We start from the raw sequence: 21232 nt of genomic DNA on the forward strand, positions 1-21232 counted from the left end.
TCAGCCTTGCTTGGAATACTGAGCCAACAGGCCACGGAACTCATTGCCCAATTGCCGGTGGCGCAACGCATAAGCCAGCGTCGCTTCCAGATAGCCGATCTTGCTGCCGCAATCGAAAGAGCGGCCGCTGATATGCCAGGCCTCGGTGCCCTGCTCGCGCATCAGCGCGGCAATGGCGTCGGTCAGCTGGATTTCCCCGCCGGCACCTGGTTTCGTCTGTTCCAACAGTTCGAAAATCCGGGGCGGCAACACGTAACGCCCGACAATTGCCAGGTTGGACGGCGCCTGACCGCGTGGCGGCTTTTCCACGACCTGGCGGATCACCGCGGCATCACCTGCCTGCAGTTTCGCGCCGCCCAGGTCTACTACACCGTACTGGTGCGCCAGCTCTTCCGGCACCGGTTCGACCAGAATTTGCGCGTTCCCGCCAGCCGCATAGCGCGTCACCATCCCGGCCAGATCAGGCTGGCCATCATGCGGCACCAGTACGTCAGGCAGCATCACGGCGAACGGCGCATCACCGACTATTTCACGGGCGCGGCCAACCGCATGCCCCAGGCCCAGGGCGCGGCCCTGGCGCACCGCCGATACTTTCAGGCGCGCAGGCGCGATATCGCGCAGGACTTGCAGCAGCTCCTGCTTGCCGCGCCGTTCAAGTTCGGCCTCGAGCTCGTAATTCGTATCGAAATGGTCTTCGATCGCGCGCTTGCTGGCATGGGTCACCAGCACGATCTCATCTATCCCGGCAGCCAGCGCCTCTTCAACAACATACTGAATGACGGGCTTGTCCACCACGGTCACCATTTCCTTGGGAATGGCCTTGCTGGCCGGCAAGAAACGGGTACCCAGGCCCGCAACGGGCAAAACGGCTTTGGTGACTTTCACACTTACTCCAATCGAATTCGGGAAAACCGGGGATTTGGGGGCATATGCGGGAAGCATATCCGCAAGCAGTCCACCACATAGGGAGGGTTTGCATCAATCCCTTATAACCAAGGGCGCGTCGTCCTGCCCGGCCATCTACGCTTTTGTACCAGATTCCCCATTACGGGCCGGAAACACCAGAAAAATTATCATTAATTATAGGCATTCCGACACATTGAGATACATTCCGTCGAGCAAAAAACAGCCCCGGCCATGAGCGCGATCAAATCCAACACGCTACTTGCCCGGGGCATCATTCATCCCAGCCCTACTGGTACATCGAAAGGCACAACATGCTATGCATCAACGCCGTGCTCGGCGGTGTTAGCTCGTGCAAGTGCTCGCCTCAAGCCTTGCGCTTGATCAGGCCCATTTCCAGCAGCTTTTCTACCCAGCTGCGGCAACCCTCATCAATATCCACCCAGCATTGCTCGAACGCCTCCACCGGTGAATGGATGGGATCCTCGATTTCCTTGTTGCCCTGCCAATGTCCCATCAGGAAGGTCTTGCCACTGGCAAAGGAATAACGCCGTTGAATTTCATGGCGATGGCCGTTATCCATCACCAGAACAGCCACTGCCATGCGCAGGTCGATATCATTGACCTGCGCGGCACGCTTGTCCTCGGGAATCGACACGCCATGCGCATCCGACACTTGCACCGCAAACGGATGCGGCGCACGGCCTGCCGGCGCACCCAGCCCACGAGAAAACACCTCGGCATCGGCACCTGCCAAGGCCAAATGATGACGCAGCATGACTTCCCCAATGGGGCTGCGACAGACATTACCCGTACACATCACGAGCAGCTGCGGTGTTGCCACGGCAGCTGCTTTCGAGCCAGCAACAGAATTCATTTGCGGGGACATAACATCCAATCAGTCAAAATTTCCCAACGAGGGTTCAATCCAGGCTTCTTGCTGGCGGCGAGCACGGCTTCATCCCGGATTTCCACCAATAGGCGGTCGTCTACCACGTCGCGCACGATGCCGTGCGCCAATTGGTCCACCGCCGCGCCTTCGGTCGAAATCGAACACACTTCCGTCCCCGGCTTGCCAACAATAGGCGCCAGGCTTGCCACCGCCTGCTTGCGCCGCGTCATGGTCGGCCCGGCAGGCGTATCCGTTGCGTTCTCATGCCATTGCGCCACAAAGCGCTCGCCGGAGGGCCAGAAAACATAGGTACCTTGGCCCTGGCGCATATCATTGCGCCAGCCGCCGAAATACACGTCGCCGCGCCACGGGGATTGGTCTCCATAGGCATAGCGGCCAGTACCCTCGCGCCGGTCTTGCGACCATTCGCCGGAATACGTGTCCCCATTGGGGTAGACATGCACGCCCTTGCCGTCACGCATGCCCTGCTCGAACGTACCTTCGTAATAGGCACCGCCGGTCTTCCAGGCCCGGCCTTCACCCTGGGCCTTGCCATTCACGCACATGCCCTGGAAATGCCCGCGCAGCGTCTCGTCGGCAACCCAGCAATCAGATTCGTCTGCAGCCCAGGCCGCCCCCCCGGACATAAGGAACAGCAACCCGCCAATCAGGCCTGCTGCCAACCCTGGCTTTGTCATGGCTGGTCCTCCTCACCATACACATCGCCGAAGCTACGCAAGCCGTCGCCATCCAGCGCATTCTGCAGCCAATGCTGCTCGGCCATCTGGTACAGGTCGCCCGGCGATTGCACCATCTGCCCAACGTCCCGGTTCCAGGGCGAAAGCGACATATGCACCACGGAACCGTTGTCCCGGGTGGACAGCGTCGCCAGCGGAATGCGCATGAATACGCCCTTGTCGTAGTACGGGTTGCCCGGACTGCCCGGCGACGTGATGTCATCGCCGTTGGTGCGCGTATACCAGAGCCCCAGCTCCACGCCGGAGCGGAATGTGCGCTTGATCTCAAAGCGGGCGCCACGGTCGCCGGCCAGGAAACGGCCCGCACGGATCGTCGCCGTGGTATCCGGCACCAATGGCAGGCGGTAATGCAAGGAACCGATGACCGTATGCGTACGGTAATCCATGAAACCGGTGCCCTTGAAGTTACGCTGCTTCAGGAAATCGACCGCCAGATCGGCGCCCCAATTGCCATCACGCCCCAGGTAGAGGGCCTGGCCCCCTGCACCGCCGTACATTTCTTCGTACAAACCGCCGGAGGCGCGCAGATAGACGCGCTCGGCCGGTTGCCAATACTTGTTCACCAACAGCTTGGACAACTTCACCCGGGAAGCCTGGCGGTACTCAGCCAGATCCGAACGCACATGGGGCAGCAAAGAGTTCGACGGCTGGGTAACGTCACTGACGTTCTCGAACACCGAACCCTTGATGGCGCCATCCAGCCACCAGCCACGCGCCAAGTGTGCCCGCGCATCGGCAATCAGTCCTATGTCGTACTTGAATGCGCCACTGGGATCGTTCAAGTACGAACTGATATATGGCGACAAGGACAGGGTCGTTTGCCCATGGGTGCCGAAGCTCCAGGCGAACGGGCTTCCGCCCATGCCGCCCGTATAACCGCCATCCGTCAATGCAGCAGCGTCCAGCACGGCATCCAGGTCATTATGCTGGCTGGCGGCCGTCCTGCCATCTGGGTCCGCGTAGGTAATACGCACGCTGTTGCGCAGATCCTTGCGAGTGGCAGTACCGGCGAAGTAACGGGACAACATGGGCACGTTGTAGAACGTCCAGGTCAAGCCCTGCAGGTCCAGGGCTTCCCAGGTAATCTCCAGCGTGCTGGTTTCAATCGGCGCATAGGCCATCGCGATACGTGCGGCACGGCCAGCCGCACGCGACGGATGCAGGTGGCGCGAGCCGGAAATGGACAGCGACATCACGCCATCGACATAAGCGACGCGCACATCGCGCAGGCCTTCTTCATGCAGGCTGCGCAGCATTCCCTGACGATATGAGCGGTCCTGCTCCCACTGCAGGGCAGTCGGGCGCGGTTCCCCCAGGAACCAGTTGCCATCATTAAACGGCCCGGTCTCGTCCATCTTGGGAATCAGGTCACGCTGCTGCAGCGGAATGCTGACCGCAAGATTGAAAGCGGTATTACCGTGCTCTCGCCCAGCGCGCACCGAGAAACCGCCCCAGCGATACTCCAGCGCTGCATGTACATTGCCGGTCCGGCGTTCGTTCACGCCTGTAATTTCGACGCTATTGTCTTTCTGGAAATTGGTCGCATCATATTCAGCAACCACGCTCCAGGAAGGCAAGGCGCTGGGCGTGAAGCGCACGCCACCGAAAACGCCATCAATGCGCTTGCGGCCATAGCCAACCGTTACGTCGGCATCACCAAGGTTCCACAATTGGAAACGCTTGCTGGCGGCGATGAATTCGTTATGAAACAGCTTGGTGCCATGGAAATCATCCATGCCCAGAGAAACTTCGGGCAACCAGGACACGCCCCAGGCGTTCTCAGGAAGCAAGCGCACCTTGAATGCGGCTGCCTTGTCCTTATTTGCACCGTAATCATCGGTCAGGGCCTTGGTGCCGCTGATCCGTGTATAGCGCCCGGCCACTTGCAGCCAGGAAAACATCTGAATATTCAGGTACGGCGCACTGTACGGAGCAGTGCGGCTATAGCCTGCAGTAAATAAACCTTCCTGCTCCATGCGGCCCGAAGGCATGTTGATCAGGCCAGTCAGGCCGCTGGAAGCAGGCTGCGCCTGCGCCGGGGAAGCCATAACAGCCATTGCCCCCAACACAAGCGCAGCGCCAAGTCGGACGGGCGGAAGCCCGCCCGGCTTATGCTCATACATCGAAATACCACCTAGGCTGAAAAGCCAATAAACATATACAGGCTATCAGCTGGATTAGTGGTGGCTGGTCGACGACGATTCGGTGCTGGAGGAGATAACGCCACCGATGATGGCAGCGCCAGCAACCACGGCCACGCCAGCGCCGACGACGGCGGTGCTGACACCACCCGCGCCCACGCCAGCAGCAGCGCCGCTGGAAGCAGCAGTGCTGGTCGTTGCCGTGCTGGCAGCAGCATTGGTGCCGGCAGCGCCTTCAGCAGCGATGGCACCGGTGCTGATCATCGCAGCAGCAGCGAAAGCGATCAGTTGTTGAACTTTCATGTGAGCCCCTTTTAAAGAATTAACCCAAAATTTACAACTAAATGGAGATTATACCTATCCCCAACCCAAACCTATTGGAAAACAAGGTGCGCGTCAAACATTCAAACATATCGCAACACCTTGAAAATCGTTACTTATTTATAACTATAGTAATACTTGTAGGATGAACCATAACCCAGCCGGTTACGACGCACGCCATTGAAGATCACGCCCTTCATCGGCTCGGCCACGCCTGCGCTGTTGAGCTTGGCCATGGCATCACGCAACTCGTTGACGGTGGTTTGCTCTGCACGCGCCACCATGAAAGCGACAGCGGCATACTGCATGACGGCCAGCGTATCAGCCACAGGCAGGATAGGCGGCGTATCCAGCAGGATATGGTCGTAACGCCCTTCCAACTGCTTCAACATCTCGGCAAAACGGTCGCTCAACAACAACTCACCGGGGTTGGGCGGCGTGGAGCCAGCAGGCATCACATCCAGGTTCTGCACGATCGGCCGGATGACAGCATCAAGCTCTGCCGTCCCTGCCAGCACGTTAGACAGGCCATTTTCCTTGCGCTCGTAGGCGAAGTACTCCGCCAAGCGCGGGCGGCGCAAATCGGTATCCACCAGCAACACCCGCTTGCCGTTCGCCGCCAGCAGCGCTGCCAGGTTGGTGGAAATAAAGCTCTTGCCCACCCCAGCCGTAGCGCCAGTGATGACCAGTACCTTGCCTTCCGCGCCCATCAACGCGAACGCCAGCCCGGTACGCAGCGAACGCAGGCTTTCTACCGCAGGATCATCCGGCTGCGACAAAGCCAGTACGTTGGCGCCGGCCGCTTCGCCAGGCAACATCTTGCGCGAACGCCGGGTGGAGATACGGAAACGACGCTGCGTATCCGACTCCGGCACCGTCACGTAGGTCGTCAGGCCAGTTCCCTGTTCGATCTGCTCGCTGCGCTGAATAGCAGGACGCAGGAAACGCATGACCAGGGCAGCGAAGATACCGAGCATCAAACCCAATACTGCGCTAACGGCAACGATCAAGGCCTTCTTGGGCGCCACGGGCTTGTTATTCGGAACAGCAAAGTCGATGATCCGCACGTTACCCACGGTGCCCGCTTCTGCGATCTTCAACTCCTGAGCATTATTCAACAAGGAAATATACAGCTCAGTGTTGACCTTGGCATCGCGTTCCAGGCGCAGCAGATCTTTTTGTGCCTGCGGCAGCTTGTCGATACTGCTGTTCAACCGGTTGCTCGCCTGTTGCACTTGAGCCAACTGCTGCTGAATCGCCTTCACCGAAGGATGCTCGGGCTTGAAACGCTGCAACAGCTCATCGCGCTTCAGTTCCAGTTCCAGACGATTGTTTTCCAGGCTGATGGCTTGCTGCAGCAGCCCTTCCGCTTCCTTGTTAATGGCAATCGTGCCACTCTTGGAGCGGTAATTGCTGAGCGACTCTTCCATGGAATCCACAGTCCGCTTGAGCTCGGGCAACTGGGTTTCCAGGAACTGCAAGCTGCTGCGAGCCTCGGCGCTGCGACGCTCAACGTTCTGGGCAAGATAGGCGCGAGCGATGGCATTGACCAGGTCTTGCGCAAACTGTTGGTCGTAGGCTTCGTAGCGGAGGCGAATGACGTTGCTTTGCTTGCCGGCTTCGGTCGCAGACAATTGCTGACGTATCAGCTCGGCAGTTTCATAAGGAGAATTTTTCTGTACTAGAAACCTAGTTCCAGGACGAGCCTGCAGCACTTTCAGCGCAAGCGTCGCATCCTGGCCATTAATGGAAAAATTAACTCGCTCGCCCACTGCACCTTCTGCCAGCCCATTGCCTTCCTCATCAACCAAGGTAAAGCCGTTCTCTGAGGCGATAACAAAAAAAGGCTGTCCCCAAGCCCCCGAAGGAACATTGAATTCTGCGACATCTATCTGCTCTCCCCCCCAGGCATAGCCGCTTAAACCCAATTTAGGCGCAGCCACGCCATCATCAGAGTAGCGTCGCGCAAACCATTCACCAATCAAGGGAAACCGGTTATCCACCTCGACCAGCAAATCCGCACGCGTCCCCTGCACCGCCTTCATCAATACTTCACGAGAGCGCAGAATTTCGAGCTCTCCGGACACGGAGCTCTGCTGAACACCGATAAACTCCGACAGTTGAGACAGCCCGCTAAGCGCCGAGCCCTTTTGGTCTTCCACCTGAATCAGCGCGTCTGCCTGGTAGACCGGCCTGGCCAAAAGCGCATAAGCCACGCCGATGACAAGCACTGCAACAAAAATACTGGCAATCAAGACCCAACGCTGCAACAGCGCATTAAAAATCTCACCCAGGCTGATTTCATCGGAACCGCCGACATCGGTACGAACATTTTTTGAGTCAGTCATTGGAAACGTCTAGGCTGGAAAATTAATTGCTGATGTCATTGATATTTTTTGCGCCCGTCACCAGGAAGGTAGACGTGGGCAGAATCTGATTCAGCACACGAGACCAGCGCGTGACTGCTGCCGGGTCAACAAACACTACATCGCGTGGTTTCAATTCGAAACTATCCGCCAGAATCAGAGCATCTGGCGCCTTGGCATTCAGATGCCATATCTGCGGACGGCCGGTATCCGTACCGCGCAACACATACACCTGCGCCGCATTGGAAGTGGTCTGGTTCAGACCACCCGCATCGCTGAGCGCTTCAGACAAGGTATAACGCCCCAGCGGCATGATCTTCGACTGAGGAGCGAGCACCTCGCCCAAGACAAAAACCTTATCAAAACGGCGTTCAGGGACCGTGACAATATCACCTTCCTGCAACAGCACATCCTGTCCCAGGTCGCCCTCATAGTACAGGGCATAAAGATCCAACGGCTGCGCCACCCCTTTGCGCGTCAGGATGGCATTTCTCAGGTCGGCCTTCTCGGTCAAGCCACCGGATTGCGCAACCAGATCCGTCACGCGCAAAGGCACATCCGTAATCGGCCTGGGCCCTGGGCTTTTCAGCTCTCCAGAAGCAAACGCCCTGCGGCCACGATAGCTAAGCACTGACACATCAACCTGCGGCTCAGTCAGGTAGCGCGTCAACTTTTGGGTCAGTTCCGTGCGAATCTGGGCTGGCGTGCGGCCGGCTGCCTTGATGCGCCCGACATAAGGGTAAAAGAAATAACCGTCGTCATTGATGGGCCGGCCAGCCAGATCGCTGCTCAGCTGCCCTGCAGGATTATTCAGCTCAGGATGGTTCCAAACCGTAATATTCAGCACGTCCTGAGGAGCCAAAAGATACTGATAGCCAGAGCCCTGCTCCTGTTGCCCCGAGACAACCTGCTGCCGTTGCCTGGCTGCGGAGGCGCGCTGAGCCGCGAGGAGTTCTGCCAACGACTGCGCGTTGATACTGTGAATATCCGCCCTGGACGCAATATCTTCGCTGGTCAACTCAGCTTCCTGCGCCTGCTCCGGCGCCTGCACGCCTATATACATACCAGTGCAAGCACTCAACAACGCAACCGGCAGCAGCGCAGCCAGCTTCAGCGTTTTTGCCATGTCAGGCATCCCCCAAATTCATGTATTTCTAAAGTTGTCAGCAAGAAAAAATCGTTGCTATTATTTCACAGCCTGAGCGAAGACAACTAGTGGCCAGTTCAAAATAGCCAACGCTTTGCAGATCGTGAACAAACGTGATCGCTCCCCCTAACGTGGCACTTATCCACAACAGTCATGCGGCTCCAGGTCAATATACAGCCGCCGCCATCGCTCAAACCCTTGATTTACGCGAATTTTAAGCCTCAGAGTGATAATTCAGCCCTATCTTCTAAACAGTAGTGCCTGTCAAAAAATGACAATTTTCCTTCAGCGTAACCAACACAAAAAAGAAAATATTACAAATTTTCATGTTTTGCCATACACATAAACAACGCTAATTAATTTACGCCAAAATACCTACCCCCCACGCCAAACATTCAAAATTGCCTCCTGATTGTAGCCTGTCTGGCAGAAGCACTCATCAATTTTCGCAGGCCGCTTACTCAAACGCTACTGGATAAAGGGCTCGACGTTCATGTCGCCGCACCAGAAATATCAAAAGATATGCATAGCTATTTCCAAGCAATTAGCGCACAAACTCATGAAATACCGATACAACGGCTAGACACGAACTCACTCAAAGATTTGAACACGCCACACCAATTAATCAAAAATATACGTCCACAAATTTTTCTTGCCTATACGGTCAAACCAGTCATTCATGGACTAATAGCTGCAACACTATTAAAATTTCTGACCTGACCGGAAATTTCCTACCAAGCGGAATTAGAGACGCGGACCGTGTTTGTTAAATTGTTGCTCAATATTCCCACGAACTGTCGTGGGGCCAGACAATTCAGGCTGAAATGTCGCCGAACATTATTGTAGTGGCGTCACCAGTCTTCGATGATGGCCCGCACTTCAAGCCGGTTTCGGAACCATCCCATGGACAGACATTCATCCCGGAATTTGCCGCTGATGTAATGACCCAGTGAAAACCTGCTCAGGTCATAATCGAGGAAAGAAGACATGAGCAAGACGATGGAAGAAGACATCAAACGCTGTACGGCCAAGCGTAAAAGCGCGTTGGTATTGGACATCATCCAGGGCAAAACGACGGTTTCAGAAGCGAGCCGACAGTACGATCTGTCGCCATCGGAAGTCGAGCAATGGGTCGATGATGCCAAACGGGGCATGGAGAATGCCTTGCGTGCCAATCCTTTGGATATCAAGGAACAGTACGAGCGCCAGCTAAAGGATCTGCAGGAAGCGTACGGCGAAGCGATGCTGGAGCTGCGTGCCCGAAAAAAGCTTCAAGCCCTGCTGGACGAGGAAGGGAAATGATCCTTCGCGTGCAGCAGGGCCTGGCTGCTGAGGGTTTCGAGGTGTCGGTGTCGAAGCTCTGCCGCTAGTTTGGTGTGCCGCGTCGAACGGTGTATGACCGACCGGAGAAGTCGGCGCCGAAGGTCGATTCAAAGTATGTCGAACCGATCAAAGCGATGATCGAGGAGTCGCCGTCGTTTGGGTACCGGACGGTGGCCTGGCTGCTGGGATTCAACAAGAACACCGTCCAGCGCATCTTCCAGATCAAGGGCTGGCATCTGTCGCGCAGCGGCAAGGCCTGCACGGCGGGCAGTGCCCTGGAACACGCCTTGATCGCCCGGTTCGGTACGCTGGGACGAGTGCCGGTGCCGTTCCTGCTTCGGTCAGATAACGGGCTCGTTTTTACGTCTCGTGACTACACCGCGTTGGTGCGCAGCTATGGCCTGCGCCAGGAGTTCATCACGCCACACTGCCCACAGCAAAATGGCATGCTCGAACGCGTGATCCGCACACTGAAAGAGCAATATGCACATCGCCACCGCTTCGAAACCCTGCGGCATGCCAGCCGCGTGATTGGTGACTGGATACGCTTTTATAACCATCAACGGCCCCACCAAGCGCTGAAGATGAAAACCCCGGCTCAAGCCTACGCTTTAGCCGCATAAGTTGAGCAGGTTCTGCTGGGTCATTACATTCATGCGTTCGCATTCGCTTGTGGTCATGCCGTCACGCATGCCGCTGTCCATCTCGCTGCGCTTGACCCAGTCCAGCAGCGTGGCCGGCACGCAACAGATCTTCGGCGCAATGGATTCGACGGCTGAACACAGCGACGGATACTCGCCACGGCGCTCCTGCACCAGGCACACGGCGCGCTCGCGCACTTCTGGGGAAAACTTGTTTTGCTTGCTCATAGTGGCTCCATTTTCTCAAAGAGTGGAGCCTCCTCAAAACCCGGGGCGATTCAAATTGATTCTATCTTAATGGCCTACAAAAATTAAACTAACTATTTTTTTTTGCGGAAAAAGACTGAGAAACCACAATGGCAAACATATAAAACCACAGGTACCCAACCATATCAAGACGAAACAGCTGCCCTTCAAAAAATTGCTGTAAACAAAGACCACCAACAACTGAGATAGCAAGCGTTTTCTCTAACAAAAAAACATCTTTCGATTTCTTTGCCTTAAAGAAAGAAAACACAGCAACAAAAACCAAAAGAAAATACATGCATAAGCCCACAATACCCAGCTCAGCCAATATAGAAAGATAAAAGCTATGTGCCCCAATATCCAATACGCCATCTAAAATCTTATCACCAGACACACCAAATCCAATCCCAACGATCGGATTCTCATAAACCTCATTCAATATCAGTGCCCAAGCAGTATCGCGAGAAGACAATCCGGAGTCAAGCCTAGATGCCGAAGAAACATCGGAAGAACCGAACCAAAAAAATGCTAGGGACAGCAAAACAAAAACACCCAGTACCGTTAAGACACGAGGCACTATATTCTTACCTTTTAAAATAAAATACAACGAAATAGAAACAAAAAAACCTAGAAATCCACCTCGCGAAAAAGTTAGAACCAGAGTAAAAAATAGAACAAAAAAAACAAACAAAAACACCGATCTGCCAATCTCCCCAGTATCCTTCAAATACATTAGAAATGGAAAAGCAATAAAAACCCAAATAGATAACAAATTTGGATTACCAGCCATAGAGGATACCCGAATAAAAGGCTCCACCCCCATCACTCGCTGCTCAAATACCAAGCCACCAAACGAGAAAGACTGCACTCCTCCAAAATCACCATAAGACTGCTCGCCAAAAAACCTCAGAAATATAGCCAAAGCGCTCATTAAAAAAACAAAACCCACCCACACAAATGATGTATTAATTAGCAACGTCCGCTTATTCGAAACCGAAAAAACAGCAAGCATTAACAATAACGCAGGAACAAAAACAGAAAAAGACCGTTGCAAAATCAATGCAATAAAATCTGCAGAAAAGATAGCACTACATACTGAAAAAACGAACATCATTAACAACAAAAAGAAAGCAGTACGCTCAATAGACCCAAATACGATACCGCCACCAAATAAAATAACTAAAACAGAACCTATTACCTGAAAAGCCACAGCGATATATAGCACAGCGGGAAAAAGAGCAATCCCACTTCCATCTCGCAAAACCGCGACAAAAGTCAAAAAAACAGCTAGCGGCAACAACCACAACTGCAATTGATAAATTTTAATCTTCACATTCAACACCAGCACGAAATTTAGACGACGAACCATATGCGCTCATATAAAACAAGCGCATGATTTCAAATTTATTGGCTTTTAAGCATTGCCGTAATCCCAGAAACCAAATCAATAAACTCCGTACTTGGATAAAAGCGCATCAACCTCTCATTGGATCCAATAGACGCAGCAATATCACCCTTCCTATTTGGGAGATATTTTATTTCACTTTTACTCGAAAACTGTTCTCGAATAATTTCTGCCAGAGATTTAATATTTGTAGCAACACCCGTGCAAACATTATACACATCATTTCTTTCAAAAGAATTATCTCGCAAAATTTGCAAAATTATTCTTGCAACATCTTTAACATATACAAAGTCTCGCGTTTGATTTCCACTTCCAAACACCCCAATATCATCCCCTTTTTTTGCACGATCAATAAAGAGTGAAATAACTCCCGAATATGGAGACTTCGGATCTTGACGTTCACCATATATATTAAAGAAACGCAACCCACAAGAAGGTACACCATACGACCAAAAAGCCACGGATGCGTAACTTTCACATGCTAACTTATCTGCACCGTAAGGGCTAAGAGGATTTTTGACAGTATCTTCGTGCAACGGAACTTCTGATGGGTCCCCATAAACCGCAGCACTTGATGCATATATAACTTTCTTTATTTTATAAAAAGCAGCACTCTGAAAAACATTTCCGGTTCCCAACAAATTGGTCTCTGTTGTTCTTCTCCAATCTACGAAAGATTTTTCTACGGAGGCAATAGCAGCCAAATGAATGCAGCAATCTTGGCCTTCCATTGCCATAGAGACATCATTCAAGTTAGAAACATCCCCCCAGATGAACTTAGCGCCATCACAAATGTTTTCAATTTTTCCTGTACTTAGATTATCCAGAACAGTCACGGAAAATCCATTGCGAATTAACAACTCAACAACATGAGATCCGATAAAACCTGCCCCACCCGTTACCAACACTTTCATTTCAACACCCTTTTATTTTCTAAACATTAGACCTTCGCATCTCTCAAGAACCAAAAATCACCTTCAACAGCTTCTCATTAGTTTTATTCACATCGAATTTTTCTTTAGCCATTTCATATCCTTTTATGCCCATATTTCTTGCTTCCTGAGGATAATGTAGAAAATATTCCATTTTTTCCACAAGCTCTTCTACTGACCATGGTTTAACCAAGAATCCAGTAACCCCATCAATAACCGTTTCTCTGCACCCCGGAACATCAGTGGTAATAACAGGAAGCCCGACTGCCATTGCTTCTTGCGTGCTACGAGGCACCCCTTCCCGATAGGAGGGCAAAACAAATACCGTCGACGATTGAAGTCGCTGAGTCATATCAGAAACATGCCCAGGATAACTAATGACTCCTGCAGACATCAGTTCATTCATTTGAATTTCGCTTAATCCACCTGGATTACTAGCATCAAACCTACCAAGCACAACAAATTCTGTGTCTGGATATTTTTCTTTCACTATTCTTGCCGCAGAAACAAATTCATTTATACCTTTTTCCCTGAGCAACCTTCCTACAAATATAAATCTAAACGGATCAAACTTCGGACCGGAATAGAAATACGAAGCCAAATCCAGACCGATACCGCCTAGAATACTGCTTCTTTTCAAGTTTATCTTACAATCCTTAATCAACTCATTCCTGTCGTCCGGATTAAGGAAAATAACATGGTCGGCGATTGGAAGGGAAAATTTATATAAAATTATCTGAACAAACTTCAGAAACTTTCTCTTAGATCCCACATCTTTCTGCACCTCTGTAAATGCATATCCCAAACCTTCCAACATTGCTATTTTGCGAGGCACTTGAGCTAATTTTGCTGCTAAAGTGCCAAAAATTACAGGCTTCACAAAATAACTAAAACAAACATCCAATTTCATTTTTCTAAGTTGCTTCGCCAAGCGCAACATCGCAAAAAAGTCTGAAAATGGATTGCTTCCCCCTCGATTTATAGCGTAATCAACTGGTATAGCACCTAGAGCAATTACCTTTTTTTTTGATTGTTCGTCATACGAAGATGACAAGGCAAAAACCGTATGTCCACCGCTAACCAATAACTTAATTAAGTCGCCTCGAAATCCATACAGACTCGACGGAACCGTTCCAATGAAAGCAATTCTCATCTAATAACCTTTACTCTAACTTTTATATAGCTTCAACCACTGATTCACAGTTGAATCAATACTATAATTTTCAACTATACGCTGCCGACCGCCTAATGCCAGTGTCTCATATTGATCGTCAGTCAAATCTATTGCCTTTCTAAGCATTTCAGATAATGCAGAAAAGTTTGAGATTGGGACTATATATCCAAAGTTCCCTATAATTTCTCGTACCCCACCGCTATCTGTTGAAATAACAGGCATGCCAGACGCCATGGCTTCAGCAACGACTAGGCCAAAACCCTCATAGCTTGATGAAATAACAAAAAAATCATATATTCTCATCAACTTATCAATATCTTCGCGCCATCCTAACAGTCGAACATTATGCTCCATGTTTAATTCAATAATTTTCGACTCTAACATCTCTCTCAAAGGGCCATCCCCCACAATATCTAAAGATACTGATGGTACTTGTCTAGATAAATCAGAGAATGCCAATAATAAATTAGGATAATCTTTTGCCTCTACTAACCGGCCAACAGCAAGAAATTTGTGTCGGCACTTTTTATTTTTCTCTTTATTCGGAACGAATTTATTTACATCTATCCCATTACATATTGCCGTTATACCGCCTATGGGTACAGCGCCTCGTTTTTCAAATTCGATTGCCGTATCTTGGCTAACACTAGTCATGACATCACATAATCCGTGAGACCAACGATACAACAGCATCCGTACTACCCCTCCCTCATTATTACTATGTGCAGTACAAACCAAAAGAGGAATTTTCACAAATAGCCTAACAAATCGGGATAAAAGATTTGCATGAACCATATGACTATGAACAACCTCAACTCGTTCTTTTTTTATTAGTTTTCGTAAATTATAGGCAGCTAAAATTAATGAGAAAGGATTTTTAACTTTCAACCCAAGATAAACCAATCTAATATTTTCTTTTTGTGGACGGATTTTTACATTATTAAGAAGATGCGCAATAATAACATCATTTCCTTTTTCGGAAAGTTTATCTGCAACATCAACTAACTGCCGCTCAGCCCCCCCTCCTCCCAAACCTGTAATAACAAAAAGAATTTTCATAACAAAACACCCCACACAATTCTTTTGGAAAAAATATAATTAAATCCTAATTAATGTCGTTACCCATTGATAAAACGACCATCATTCTTTAACAACTGACTCACACTCTCATTGTGCCTTTTGAAGGTATACTGCTGAATTTTTTCGATGGAAGAATGCCATATTTCTTCTACCTTCGCCGGATTGTCTTGAAACTCAATTATTGAATTAAACCAATCATCTGGATCGTCCGACATTACAATAAATCGCTCATCAACAGTTTCAGGGAGCCCCCCATTTTTTGATACTAAGACAGGAATCCCCGAAGCCACGGCTTCAACAGCAGAACGTCCAAATGCTTCTTGACGTGATGGCATAATTAGCAAGTCTATACTTTCGAACAACTCATTTCTATTAGATACCCAACCACCATATTCAATATTTTTCTGATTATATTTTTTATCAGATCGTGAAAAATAGCGAAACATCAATTCAGGGTGATCGCTCGCTAGTGCAAGCATTATAGATTCACCTTTCAATGCACTTGGATTGATAAATCCAATCCTATTGAATTTTGTACTTCTCTTCCTATATGGCTGAAACTCTATATCTAAGGGGGGATATATAACCTTGATGCGAGAATTTTGGACAGCCATTTCCGCAGAAATTTCTGCTCTCATGTATTCGCTATTAGTAACAATCAAATCAGCACTTCTATGTGCTCTTCGAATATTTCTTTCTATCCCTGTTATAAATAAAAAAAATCGCTTCATGCAATATCGTAATATCGGAGCAGACATGCGATTCCCGGAGAAATCCTCAAATGCTCTAACGATCAAACCTAAACGCTGATTACGCTGATTACCTTTCCATTGTTTATATACTATGTCATTGGTACCCGCGCTACCAATCAAATAGACTTCATCAGTGGAATCAGCAGCTAGTTGATCTTTCAATTTTCTTTTCAACCAAGATCGAGCACGAAAAGAATCAAATGAATTTTTATACCGCAAATTATTTTGATAAAACTTAACCCCTAAATTCGTGAGATGCTGTTGAGCCAAAGGAGTTAAATTTGGAGTTATCAATATAATTTGATGATTTTTAGCCAATTCGGAAACCAAACAATAATTCGATATATTCCCGCCTGTTGCGCCACGGTCTCCTGGAACCAAAAAAATACTGAGAACAAAGCAAACAGTCATTCTTTACCTTTATCAAAATTTTAGTTATTAAATTTTCTGAAAATTAATAACTAAATTCCGAACCAACATTAGACTTTTTAAGCACTACCATTATCAGAAAAAAGTATGTCGCTACACTTACAACACTAAATGCAGCAATTGAAATTAATGCATCGTGCTTCAAAACAATGAAAACATACATAACAGATATTTTTGCGAGAAAAGAAACTATCTCAAACAAAAGAAAAAATCGTTGTAAACGCAAGACAGGGATTGCAGCGACAGCAGGTCTGGCAATCAGAAAAGATGTAAGCCATAAAGCCATCCACCTTGCATATTCTCCTGCTTGCCCCCACTCAGCGCCAAACACCAAGGTAAACAACCATGGACCAAAAGCTATTATTAACCCATAAGGGATAATAGAGAGAAGCAATAAATATTTAGATGTTTGTAATAAAATTGCTCTTCCATTTCCTCCGGACCTAATTTTTTCTATAAAATTTGGGTAAAAAACATCAGACACTGAAGATCCAATTAGCATTGATGGCATACCTAGTGCCAACCTCGCTATTGCATAAAACCCAGCAACCGTACTGCCAAAATATTTGGCAAGAATTATCACAGGAACACCTTGGCTTGCCCCATTTAATAACGCTTGTGGCGCTCTATACTTCCAAAAATCAGAATATTTTTTAAAGATACCTATATAATCGTCTCTCTGTGGCGAGAACGCTTTAATTTCAAAATCCCCAGATTTTGATAGACGATGAAACGCTGACACACCATATGTTGCTCCAGCCAAGGATACAATTGCTATTAGCACCGATCCACTGCCGTATATCAGCCCCCCTCCTAGCTTAGAAATATTTACCAATAATGATTGGTAAATATCAACTTTGGCCTTAATTTCAAATTTCTTCTTTCGAATTATCCATTGCATGGCAACCGCCATAATGACGGACAAAAACATAGCCAAGGGTATAAACAACAAATATTCAGAAATAACTTCTAACCCCAGTGCGCTGGAGATAAAAGAAGAAAAAAATATAAGTATTATCAAAATTCCTGCAGAAAATAGCGCTCCGCAGAACAATGAAGTCCTTAGTATAGAATAGGCTTCCCCATCACTTTCGGGTAGTACTATAGCGATAGGAAGACATAGAGCCGCTATAGGACTTAAAATTGCCAAAACAGCAGAGAAACTTCCCAATTGACCGTAGGCTTCTGGACCAAATATCCTCGCAACAAAAGGAATGAAAACAAATGTCAGCAATTGAGCGCCAGCAGTTCCTGATGCAACAATTAAGATACTTCGCAGTATTCCACTTTTCATATTTATTGTTTTAATCAAGGAAATCATTATTAAAAGTTAAAAATCATTTTGAGGAAATTTAACAAACCATCCATGATTACCTCGATTGTTTTTTAATTTACAAACGCAAATCGGCATCAGATGCGGGCAATAAATATTTTAAATCATAAAAAATATGATCAGATTTACCCCAGCGCCTAATATTTTGAGCCCCCAAAGTGCCAAATTGTGCATGTGCTACCGCCAAGACTATGCCATCGTAGCTACTATCAACCGGTTCTGTAATAGTTTTTATGCCGTATTCATGCTGCGCTTCGGCCGGATCCACCCAGGGATCGTACACGTCCACTTCGACGTTGTAGTCCTTGAGTTCCTTGACGATGTCCACCACGCGCGTGTTGCGCAGGTCCGGGCAGTTTTCCTTGAAGGTCAGGCCCATAATCAGCACCCGGGCGCCCTGCACCTGGATGCGCTTCTTCATCATCGCCTTGACCAGCTGCGACACCACATAGCGGCCCATGTCGTCATTCAGGCGGCGGCCCGCCAGGATGATTTCCGGGTGATAACCGATGGCCTGCGCCTTGTGCGTCAGGTAGTAAGGGTCCACACCAATGCAGTGGCCGCCCACCAGGCCCGGACGGAAAGGCAGGAAGTTCCACTTCGTGCCGGCAGCCTGCAGCACCGCTTCGGTATCAATACCCATGCGGTTGAAGATCAGCGCCAGTTCGTTGATCAGCGCGATGTTCACGTCGCGCTGCGTGTTTTCGATCACCTTGGCCGCTTCCGCCACGCGGATGCTGGGCGCCTTGTGCGTGCCCGCCACAATGATGGAGCCATACAGCTGGTCCACCAGCTCCGCCACTTCCGGGTTCGAGCCGGAGGTCACTTTCTTGATGGTGCTGACACGGTGCTGCTTGTCGCCTGGGTTGATGCGCTCGGGGCTGTAACCGGCATGGAAGTCCGTGCCGAACTTCAGGCCCGACACTCGCTCCAGCACCGGCACGCAGTCTTCTTCCGTCGCGCCAGGATAGACCGTCGATTCGTAGATCACGATATCGCCGCGCTTGAGCACCCCGCCTATCGTTTCGCTCGCCTTGATCAGCGGCGTCAGGTCCGGGCGCTTGTAATCGTCGATCGGCGTCGGCACCGTCACGATGTAGACGTTGGCCTCGCGCAAGGCGTTGACGTCGGCCGTATAGCTCAGCTGATGCGCTTCAGCCAGCTCTTCGTTGCTGACCTCCAACGTGCTGTCCGTGCCCTGCTGCAACTCAGCAATCCGTTTTTTATTAATATCAAAACCAATGACGGGGCGTTTTTTACCAAACTCGACTGCCAGCGGCAGCCCCACATAGCCCAAGCCAACAACTGCCAATTTAATTTCGTCAAGATTCATAATTAATTTATCAGTTTGATACAAAAGTTAAACATCTTCGCGACAAAATATTACAGGTTCATTTGCATCCAGATCCCGCTGCAACTCCGCGATTTCTTCTTTCAAGGCATCGTATTCTTTTACACGTATCTTCAGATACTGAACGGTCAGTCTCGCTTTGCTGGCCACGCCTTCCGGCGTCAACAGGTACGCGTAGCCCACCTTGTTCTGGCTGTTCCGGAAATTCTGAATTTTCACCAAACCCTTGCCCACCAAGGCTTTCATGCAGTAATTGACCTTCCCCAGGCTAACGCCCAGGCGTGCAGCAAGCTCACGCTGGCTGATATCAGGGTCTTTGGAAATCAGCTGCATTACCTTGAGGTGATATTCATTGCTCATATCTTTATGCATAACGGCGCTGTGATGTCTCAGGTGCGTTCAGTCTTTGAACGGTGCGTATGATACCGCTTCAGCGAATATTCAGTGCATAAAATTTCTATTTTTTTTCGCATTTAGGTGAGTCTCGTCCTATAATTCGGCCGGAAACAGGATGGGCGCGGCTTATTCCTGAATTGTTTAATTTTTTTGACTTGCATTCATGCTGAACACTCCCTTCCCTCCTTGGCCCAGCTTTACTGAAGAAGAAGCAGATGCGGTCAAGCAAGTATTGCTCTCCAATCGCGTTAACTACTGGACAGGACAGGAAACCCGCGAATTTGAGCAAGAATTCGCCGCCTGGGCCGGCACCAAACATGCCGTGGCGCTGACAAACGGCACGGTAGCGCTGGATGTCGCCCTCATTGCCCTGGGCATCGGTGCCGGTGATGAGGTCATCGTCACCTCCCGCACCTTCCTGGCTTCGGTGTCGTCCATCGTGAACACCGGTGCCACGCCCGTCTTCGCCGATGTGGACAGGGACAGCCAAAACATTTCCCCGGAAACCATTTCCGCCGTGCTCTCGCCGCGCACCAAAGCCATTGTGGCAGTGCACCTGGCGGGCTGGCCATGTGAAATGGATGGCCTCATGGCCTTGGCCGAGCAACATGGCCTGTATGTCATCGAGGATTGTGCCCAGGCGCACGGCGCGTTGTACCGTGGCAAGCAGGTCGGCTCCATCGGGCATGTCGGCGCCTGGTCGTTCTGCCAGGACAAGATCATGACCACCGGCGGCGAAGGCGGCATGGTCACCACCAATGATGAGGCGCTTTGGAAGAAGATGTGGTCCTACAAGGACCACGGTAAGTCCTGGGATGCCGTCTACAACCGCCAGCACCCTCCCGGCTTCCGCTGGCTGCACGAAAGTTTTGGCACCAACTGGCGCATGATGGAAATGCAGGCTGTCATTGGCCGCATTCAACTCAAGCGCATGCCCGAATGGCACCGCATCCGCCTGGAATATGCAAGCCGCATTTGGGACAATGCAAGACGCTTGCCGGCACTGCGCGTTCCGGAAGTGCCTCAACATATCGTGCACGCCGCCTACAAGACTTATGTCTTTGTTGAACCCCAAGCACTGAAAGCTGACTGGAACCGAGATCGCATCCTGCATGAAATCAATGCAGCAGGCGTTCCTGCCTACTCGGGCTCTTGCTCCGAGGTTTACCTGGAAAAAGCGTTTGATGGCACCCCCTGGCGCCCGCAAACAAGCCTGCCCGTGGCCAAGGCGCTGGGCGAAACCAGCCTGATGTTCCTGGTCCACCCTACCCTGACGGATGCGAACATTGCGCGCACCAATGAGGTGATCACGTCGGTCGTTCAACAAGCGAGCGCTTGACGGCGGTTTCGTTTTTGGGCACATGGTGCGGAATTTTGCCTAATGTGCGGAATTCCGCATCCCCCGTCCTGGTGATGTAACACAGTTTTTCATCTGGCAAACTTGCTGGCAAGTCGCTGCTGCCCCTCTGTCTGTCCCCCATCCGCCGTCATCAAAACTTCATAAAGCCGGTGTTTGCACACTCTGGCGATCGTCTAATATTCACCAAGAATAGCAATAATGCGTAACATATTGGACCGTATGCGACAATCCCCGGGTTTAATACGATTAATGCGATTTTTCCTATCGTTTTTGATGGCTTAC

Annotated in this window: 19 protein-coding genes and 1 pseudogene; 4 read left to right on the forward strand and 16 right to left on the reverse strand. The window is 50.0% G+C overall.

Features of this window, described 5'->3' with window-relative positions:
- The 7 genes from galU to ACEW7X_RS09440 form a co-directional block, all read right to left on the reverse strand.
- Positions 1-885 carry a UTP--glucose-1-phosphate uridylyltransferase GalU gene (galU, locus tag ACEW7X_RS09410; protein WP_068369698.1) on the reverse strand — a complete coding sequence of 295 codons (885 nt, stop codon included), beginning with the start codon at positions 883-885 and terminating at the stop codon, positions 1-3.
- Positions 886-1270: 385 nt separating this feature from the next.
- The gene (locus ACEW7X_RS09415) at positions 1271-1681 is read right to left on the reverse strand and encodes a hypothetical protein (RefSeq protein ID WP_253102686.1); all 411 of its coding nucleotides are present in this window, start codon (positions 1679-1681) and stop codon (positions 1271-1273) included.
- A gap of 95 nt (positions 1682-1776) precedes the next feature.
- Positions 1777-2493 (reverse strand): hypothetical protein, encoded by a 717-nt coding sequence (locus ACEW7X_RS09420; protein WP_420177115.1) that lies wholly within the window; start codon positions 2491-2493, stop codon positions 1777-1779.
- Positions 2490-4601 (reverse strand): YjbH domain-containing protein, encoded by a 2112-nt coding sequence (locus tag ACEW7X_RS09425; protein ID WP_420177116.1) that lies wholly within the window; start codon positions 4599-4601, stop codon positions 2490-2492. Before ACEW7X_RS09425 ends, ACEW7X_RS09420 begins: the two co-directional genes overlap by 4 nt.
- A gap of 129 nt (positions 4602-4730) precedes the next feature.
- Entirely contained in the window at positions 4731-4997 is a 267-nt protein-coding gene (locus tag ACEW7X_RS09430) for a hypothetical protein (protein ID WP_205704103.1), read from the reverse strand.
- Positions 4998-5131: 134 nt separating this feature from the next.
- The gene (locus ACEW7X_RS09435) at positions 5132-7363 is read right to left on the reverse strand and encodes a polysaccharide biosynthesis tyrosine autokinase (RefSeq protein ID WP_420177117.1); all 2232 of its coding nucleotides are present in this window, start codon (positions 7361-7363) and stop codon (positions 5132-5134) included.
- Between the two features lie 22 nt (positions 7364-7385).
- Positions 7386-8507: a polysaccharide biosynthesis/export family protein gene (locus ACEW7X_RS09440; RefSeq protein WP_165390053.1), complete on the reverse strand. Its 1122-nt coding sequence runs from the start codon at positions 8505-8507 to the stop codon at positions 7386-7388.
- 531 nt (positions 8508-9038) lie between these two features.
- Here ACEW7X_RS09440 and ACEW7X_RS09445 point away from each other — a divergent pair.
- The 3 genes from ACEW7X_RS09445 (at position 9039) to ACEW7X_RS09455 (ending at position 10474) form a co-directional block, all read left to right on the forward strand.
- Positions 9039-9248: a hypothetical protein gene (locus ACEW7X_RS09445; protein WP_420177924.1), complete on the forward strand. Its 210-nt coding sequence runs from the start codon at positions 9039-9041 to the stop codon at positions 9246-9248.
- Positions 9249-9515: 267 nt separating this feature from the next.
- Positions 9516-9830: a DUF1153 domain-containing protein gene (locus ACEW7X_RS09450; protein WP_068375548.1), complete on the forward strand. Its 315-nt coding sequence runs from the start codon at positions 9516-9518 to the stop codon at positions 9828-9830.
- Between the two features lie 89 nt (positions 9831-9919).
- Positions 9920-10474, forward strand: coding sequence for a transposase (locus tag ACEW7X_RS09455; RefSeq protein WP_420177118.1), 555 nt, complete (start codon positions 9920-9922; stop codon positions 10472-10474).
- Between the two features lie 12 nt (positions 10475-10486).
- On the opposite strand, the pseudogene ACEW7X_RS09460 reads toward ACEW7X_RS09455, so the two are convergent.
- The 9 genes and pseudogenes from ACEW7X_RS09460 to ACEW7X_RS09500 all read right to left on the reverse strand — a co-directional run.
- Positions 10487-10720 (reverse strand): annotated as a pseudogene (locus tag ACEW7X_RS09460) (IS3 family transposase); the annotation flags it as partial.
- Positions 10721-10808: 88 nt separating this feature from the next.
- The gene (locus ACEW7X_RS09465) at positions 10809-12107 is read right to left on the reverse strand and encodes an O-antigen ligase family protein (RefSeq protein WP_420177119.1); all 1299 of its coding nucleotides are present in this window, start codon (positions 12105-12107) and stop codon (positions 10809-10811) included.
- Between the two features lie 35 nt (positions 12108-12142).
- Positions 12143-13057, reverse strand: coding sequence for an NAD-dependent epimerase/dehydratase family protein (locus tag ACEW7X_RS09470; protein WP_420177120.1), 915 nt, complete (start codon positions 13055-13057; stop codon positions 12143-12145).
- 43 nt (positions 13058-13100) lie between these two features.
- The gene (locus ACEW7X_RS09475; protein ID WP_420177121.1) at positions 13101-14228 is read right to left on the reverse strand and encodes a glycosyltransferase family 4 protein; all 1128 of its coding nucleotides are present in this window, start codon (positions 14226-14228) and stop codon (positions 13101-13103) included.
- Positions 14229-14243: 15 nt separating this feature from the next.
- The gene (locus tag ACEW7X_RS09480; RefSeq protein ID WP_420177122.1) at positions 14244-15308 is read right to left on the reverse strand and encodes a glycosyltransferase; all 1065 of its coding nucleotides are present in this window, start codon (positions 15306-15308) and stop codon (positions 14244-14246) included.
- Between the two features lie 59 nt (positions 15309-15367).
- Positions 15368-16492 carry a glycosyltransferase family 4 protein gene (locus ACEW7X_RS09485; RefSeq protein WP_420177123.1) on the reverse strand — a complete coding sequence of 375 codons (1125 nt, stop codon included), beginning with the start codon at positions 16490-16492 and terminating at the stop codon, positions 15368-15370.
- Between the two features lie 43 nt (positions 16493-16535).
- Positions 16536-17831, reverse strand: coding sequence for a lipopolysaccharide biosynthesis protein (locus ACEW7X_RS09490; protein ID WP_420177124.1), 1296 nt, complete (start codon positions 17829-17831; stop codon positions 16536-16538).
- 70 nt (positions 17832-17901) lie between these two features.
- Positions 17902-19176 (reverse strand): Vi polysaccharide biosynthesis UDP-N-acetylglucosamine C-6 dehydrogenase TviB, encoded by a 1275-nt coding sequence (tviB, locus tag ACEW7X_RS09495; protein ID WP_420177125.1) that lies wholly within the window; start codon positions 19174-19176, stop codon positions 17902-17904.
- 27 nt (positions 19177-19203) lie between these two features.
- Complete coding sequence (locus ACEW7X_RS09500) at positions 19204-19554, reverse strand: MarR family EPS-associated transcriptional regulator (protein WP_420177126.1); 351 nt, start codon at positions 19552-19554, stop codon at positions 19204-19206.
- A gap of 199 nt (positions 19555-19753) precedes the next feature.
- Here ACEW7X_RS09500 and ACEW7X_RS09505 point away from each other — a divergent pair, with 199 nt between their 5' ends.
- Positions 19754-20929 carry a DegT/DnrJ/EryC1/StrS family aminotransferase gene (locus ACEW7X_RS09505; RefSeq protein ID WP_420177127.1) on the forward strand — a complete coding sequence of 392 codons (1176 nt, stop codon included), beginning with the start codon at positions 19754-19756 and terminating at the stop codon, positions 20927-20929.
- Positions 20930-21232: the final 303 nt, after the last annotated feature.

It is taken from the genome of Kerstersia gyiorum (assembly GCF_048595715.1).
Taxonomy (GTDB): Bacteria; Pseudomonadota; Gammaproteobacteria; order Burkholderiales; family Burkholderiaceae_B; genus Kerstersia; species Kerstersia gyiorum.

Excerpts from the sequence above, each read along its gene's own strand:
- ACEW7X_RS09415 (WP_253102686.1), bottom strand. The coding sequence starts at position 1,681 with ATGCTGCGTCATCATTTGGCCTTGGCAGGTGCCGATGCCGAGGTGTTT.
- ACEW7X_RS09420 (WP_420177115.1), bottom strand. The coding sequence starts at position 2,493 with ATGACAAAGCCAGGGTTGGCAGCAGGCCTGATTGGCGGGTTGCTGTTC.
- ACEW7X_RS09425 (WP_420177116.1), bottom strand. The coding sequence starts at position 4,601 with ATGGCTTCCCCGGCGCAGGCGCAGCCTGCTTCCAGCGGCCTGACTGGC.
- ACEW7X_RS09430 (WP_205704103.1), bottom strand. The coding sequence starts at position 4,997 with ATGAAAGTTCAACAACTGATCGCTTTCGCTGCTGCTGCGATGATCAGC.
- ACEW7X_RS09435 (WP_420177117.1), bottom strand. The coding sequence starts at position 7,363 with ATGACTGACTCAAAAAATGTTCGTACCGATGTCGGCGGTTCCGATGAA.
- ACEW7X_RS09440 (WP_165390053.1), bottom strand. The coding sequence starts at position 8,507 with ATGGCAAAAACGCTGAAGCTGGCTGCGCTGCTGCCGGTTGCGTTGTTG.
- ACEW7X_RS09450 (WP_068375548.1), top strand. The coding sequence starts at position 9,516 with ATGAGCAAGACGATGGAAGAAGACATCAAACGCTGTACGGCCAAGCGT.
- ACEW7X_RS09465 (WP_420177119.1), bottom strand. The coding sequence starts at position 12,107 with ATGGTTCGTCGTCTAAATTTCGTGCTGGTGTTGAATGTGAAGATTAAA.
- ACEW7X_RS09470 (WP_420177120.1), bottom strand. The coding sequence starts at position 13,057 with ATGAAAGTGTTGGTAACGGGTGGGGCAGGTTTTATCGGATCTCATGTT.
- ACEW7X_RS09475 (WP_420177121.1), bottom strand. The coding sequence starts at position 14,228 with ATGAGAATTGCTTTCATTGGAACGGTTCCGTCGAGTCTGTATGGATTT.
- ACEW7X_RS09480 (WP_420177122.1), bottom strand. The coding sequence starts at position 15,308 with ATGAAAATTCTTTTTGTTATTACAGGTTTGGGAGGAGGGGGGGCTGAG.
- ACEW7X_RS09485 (WP_420177123.1), bottom strand. The coding sequence starts at position 16,492 with ATGACTGTTTGCTTTGTTCTCAGTATTTTTTTGGTTCCAGGAGACCGT.
- ACEW7X_RS09490 (WP_420177124.1), bottom strand. The coding sequence starts at position 17,831 with ATGATTTCCTTGATTAAAACAATAAATATGAAAAGTGGAATACTGCGA.
- tviB (WP_420177125.1), bottom strand. The coding sequence starts at position 19,176 with ATGAATCTTGACGAAATTAAATTGGCAGTTGTTGGCTTGGGCTATGTG.
- ACEW7X_RS09500 (WP_420177126.1), bottom strand. The coding sequence starts at position 19,554 with ATGAGCAATGAATATCACCTCAAGGTAATGCAGCTGATTTCCAAAGAC.
- ACEW7X_RS09505 (WP_420177127.1), top strand. The coding sequence starts at position 19,754 with ATGCTGAACACTCCCTTCCCTCCTTGGCCCAGCTTTACTGAAGAAGAA.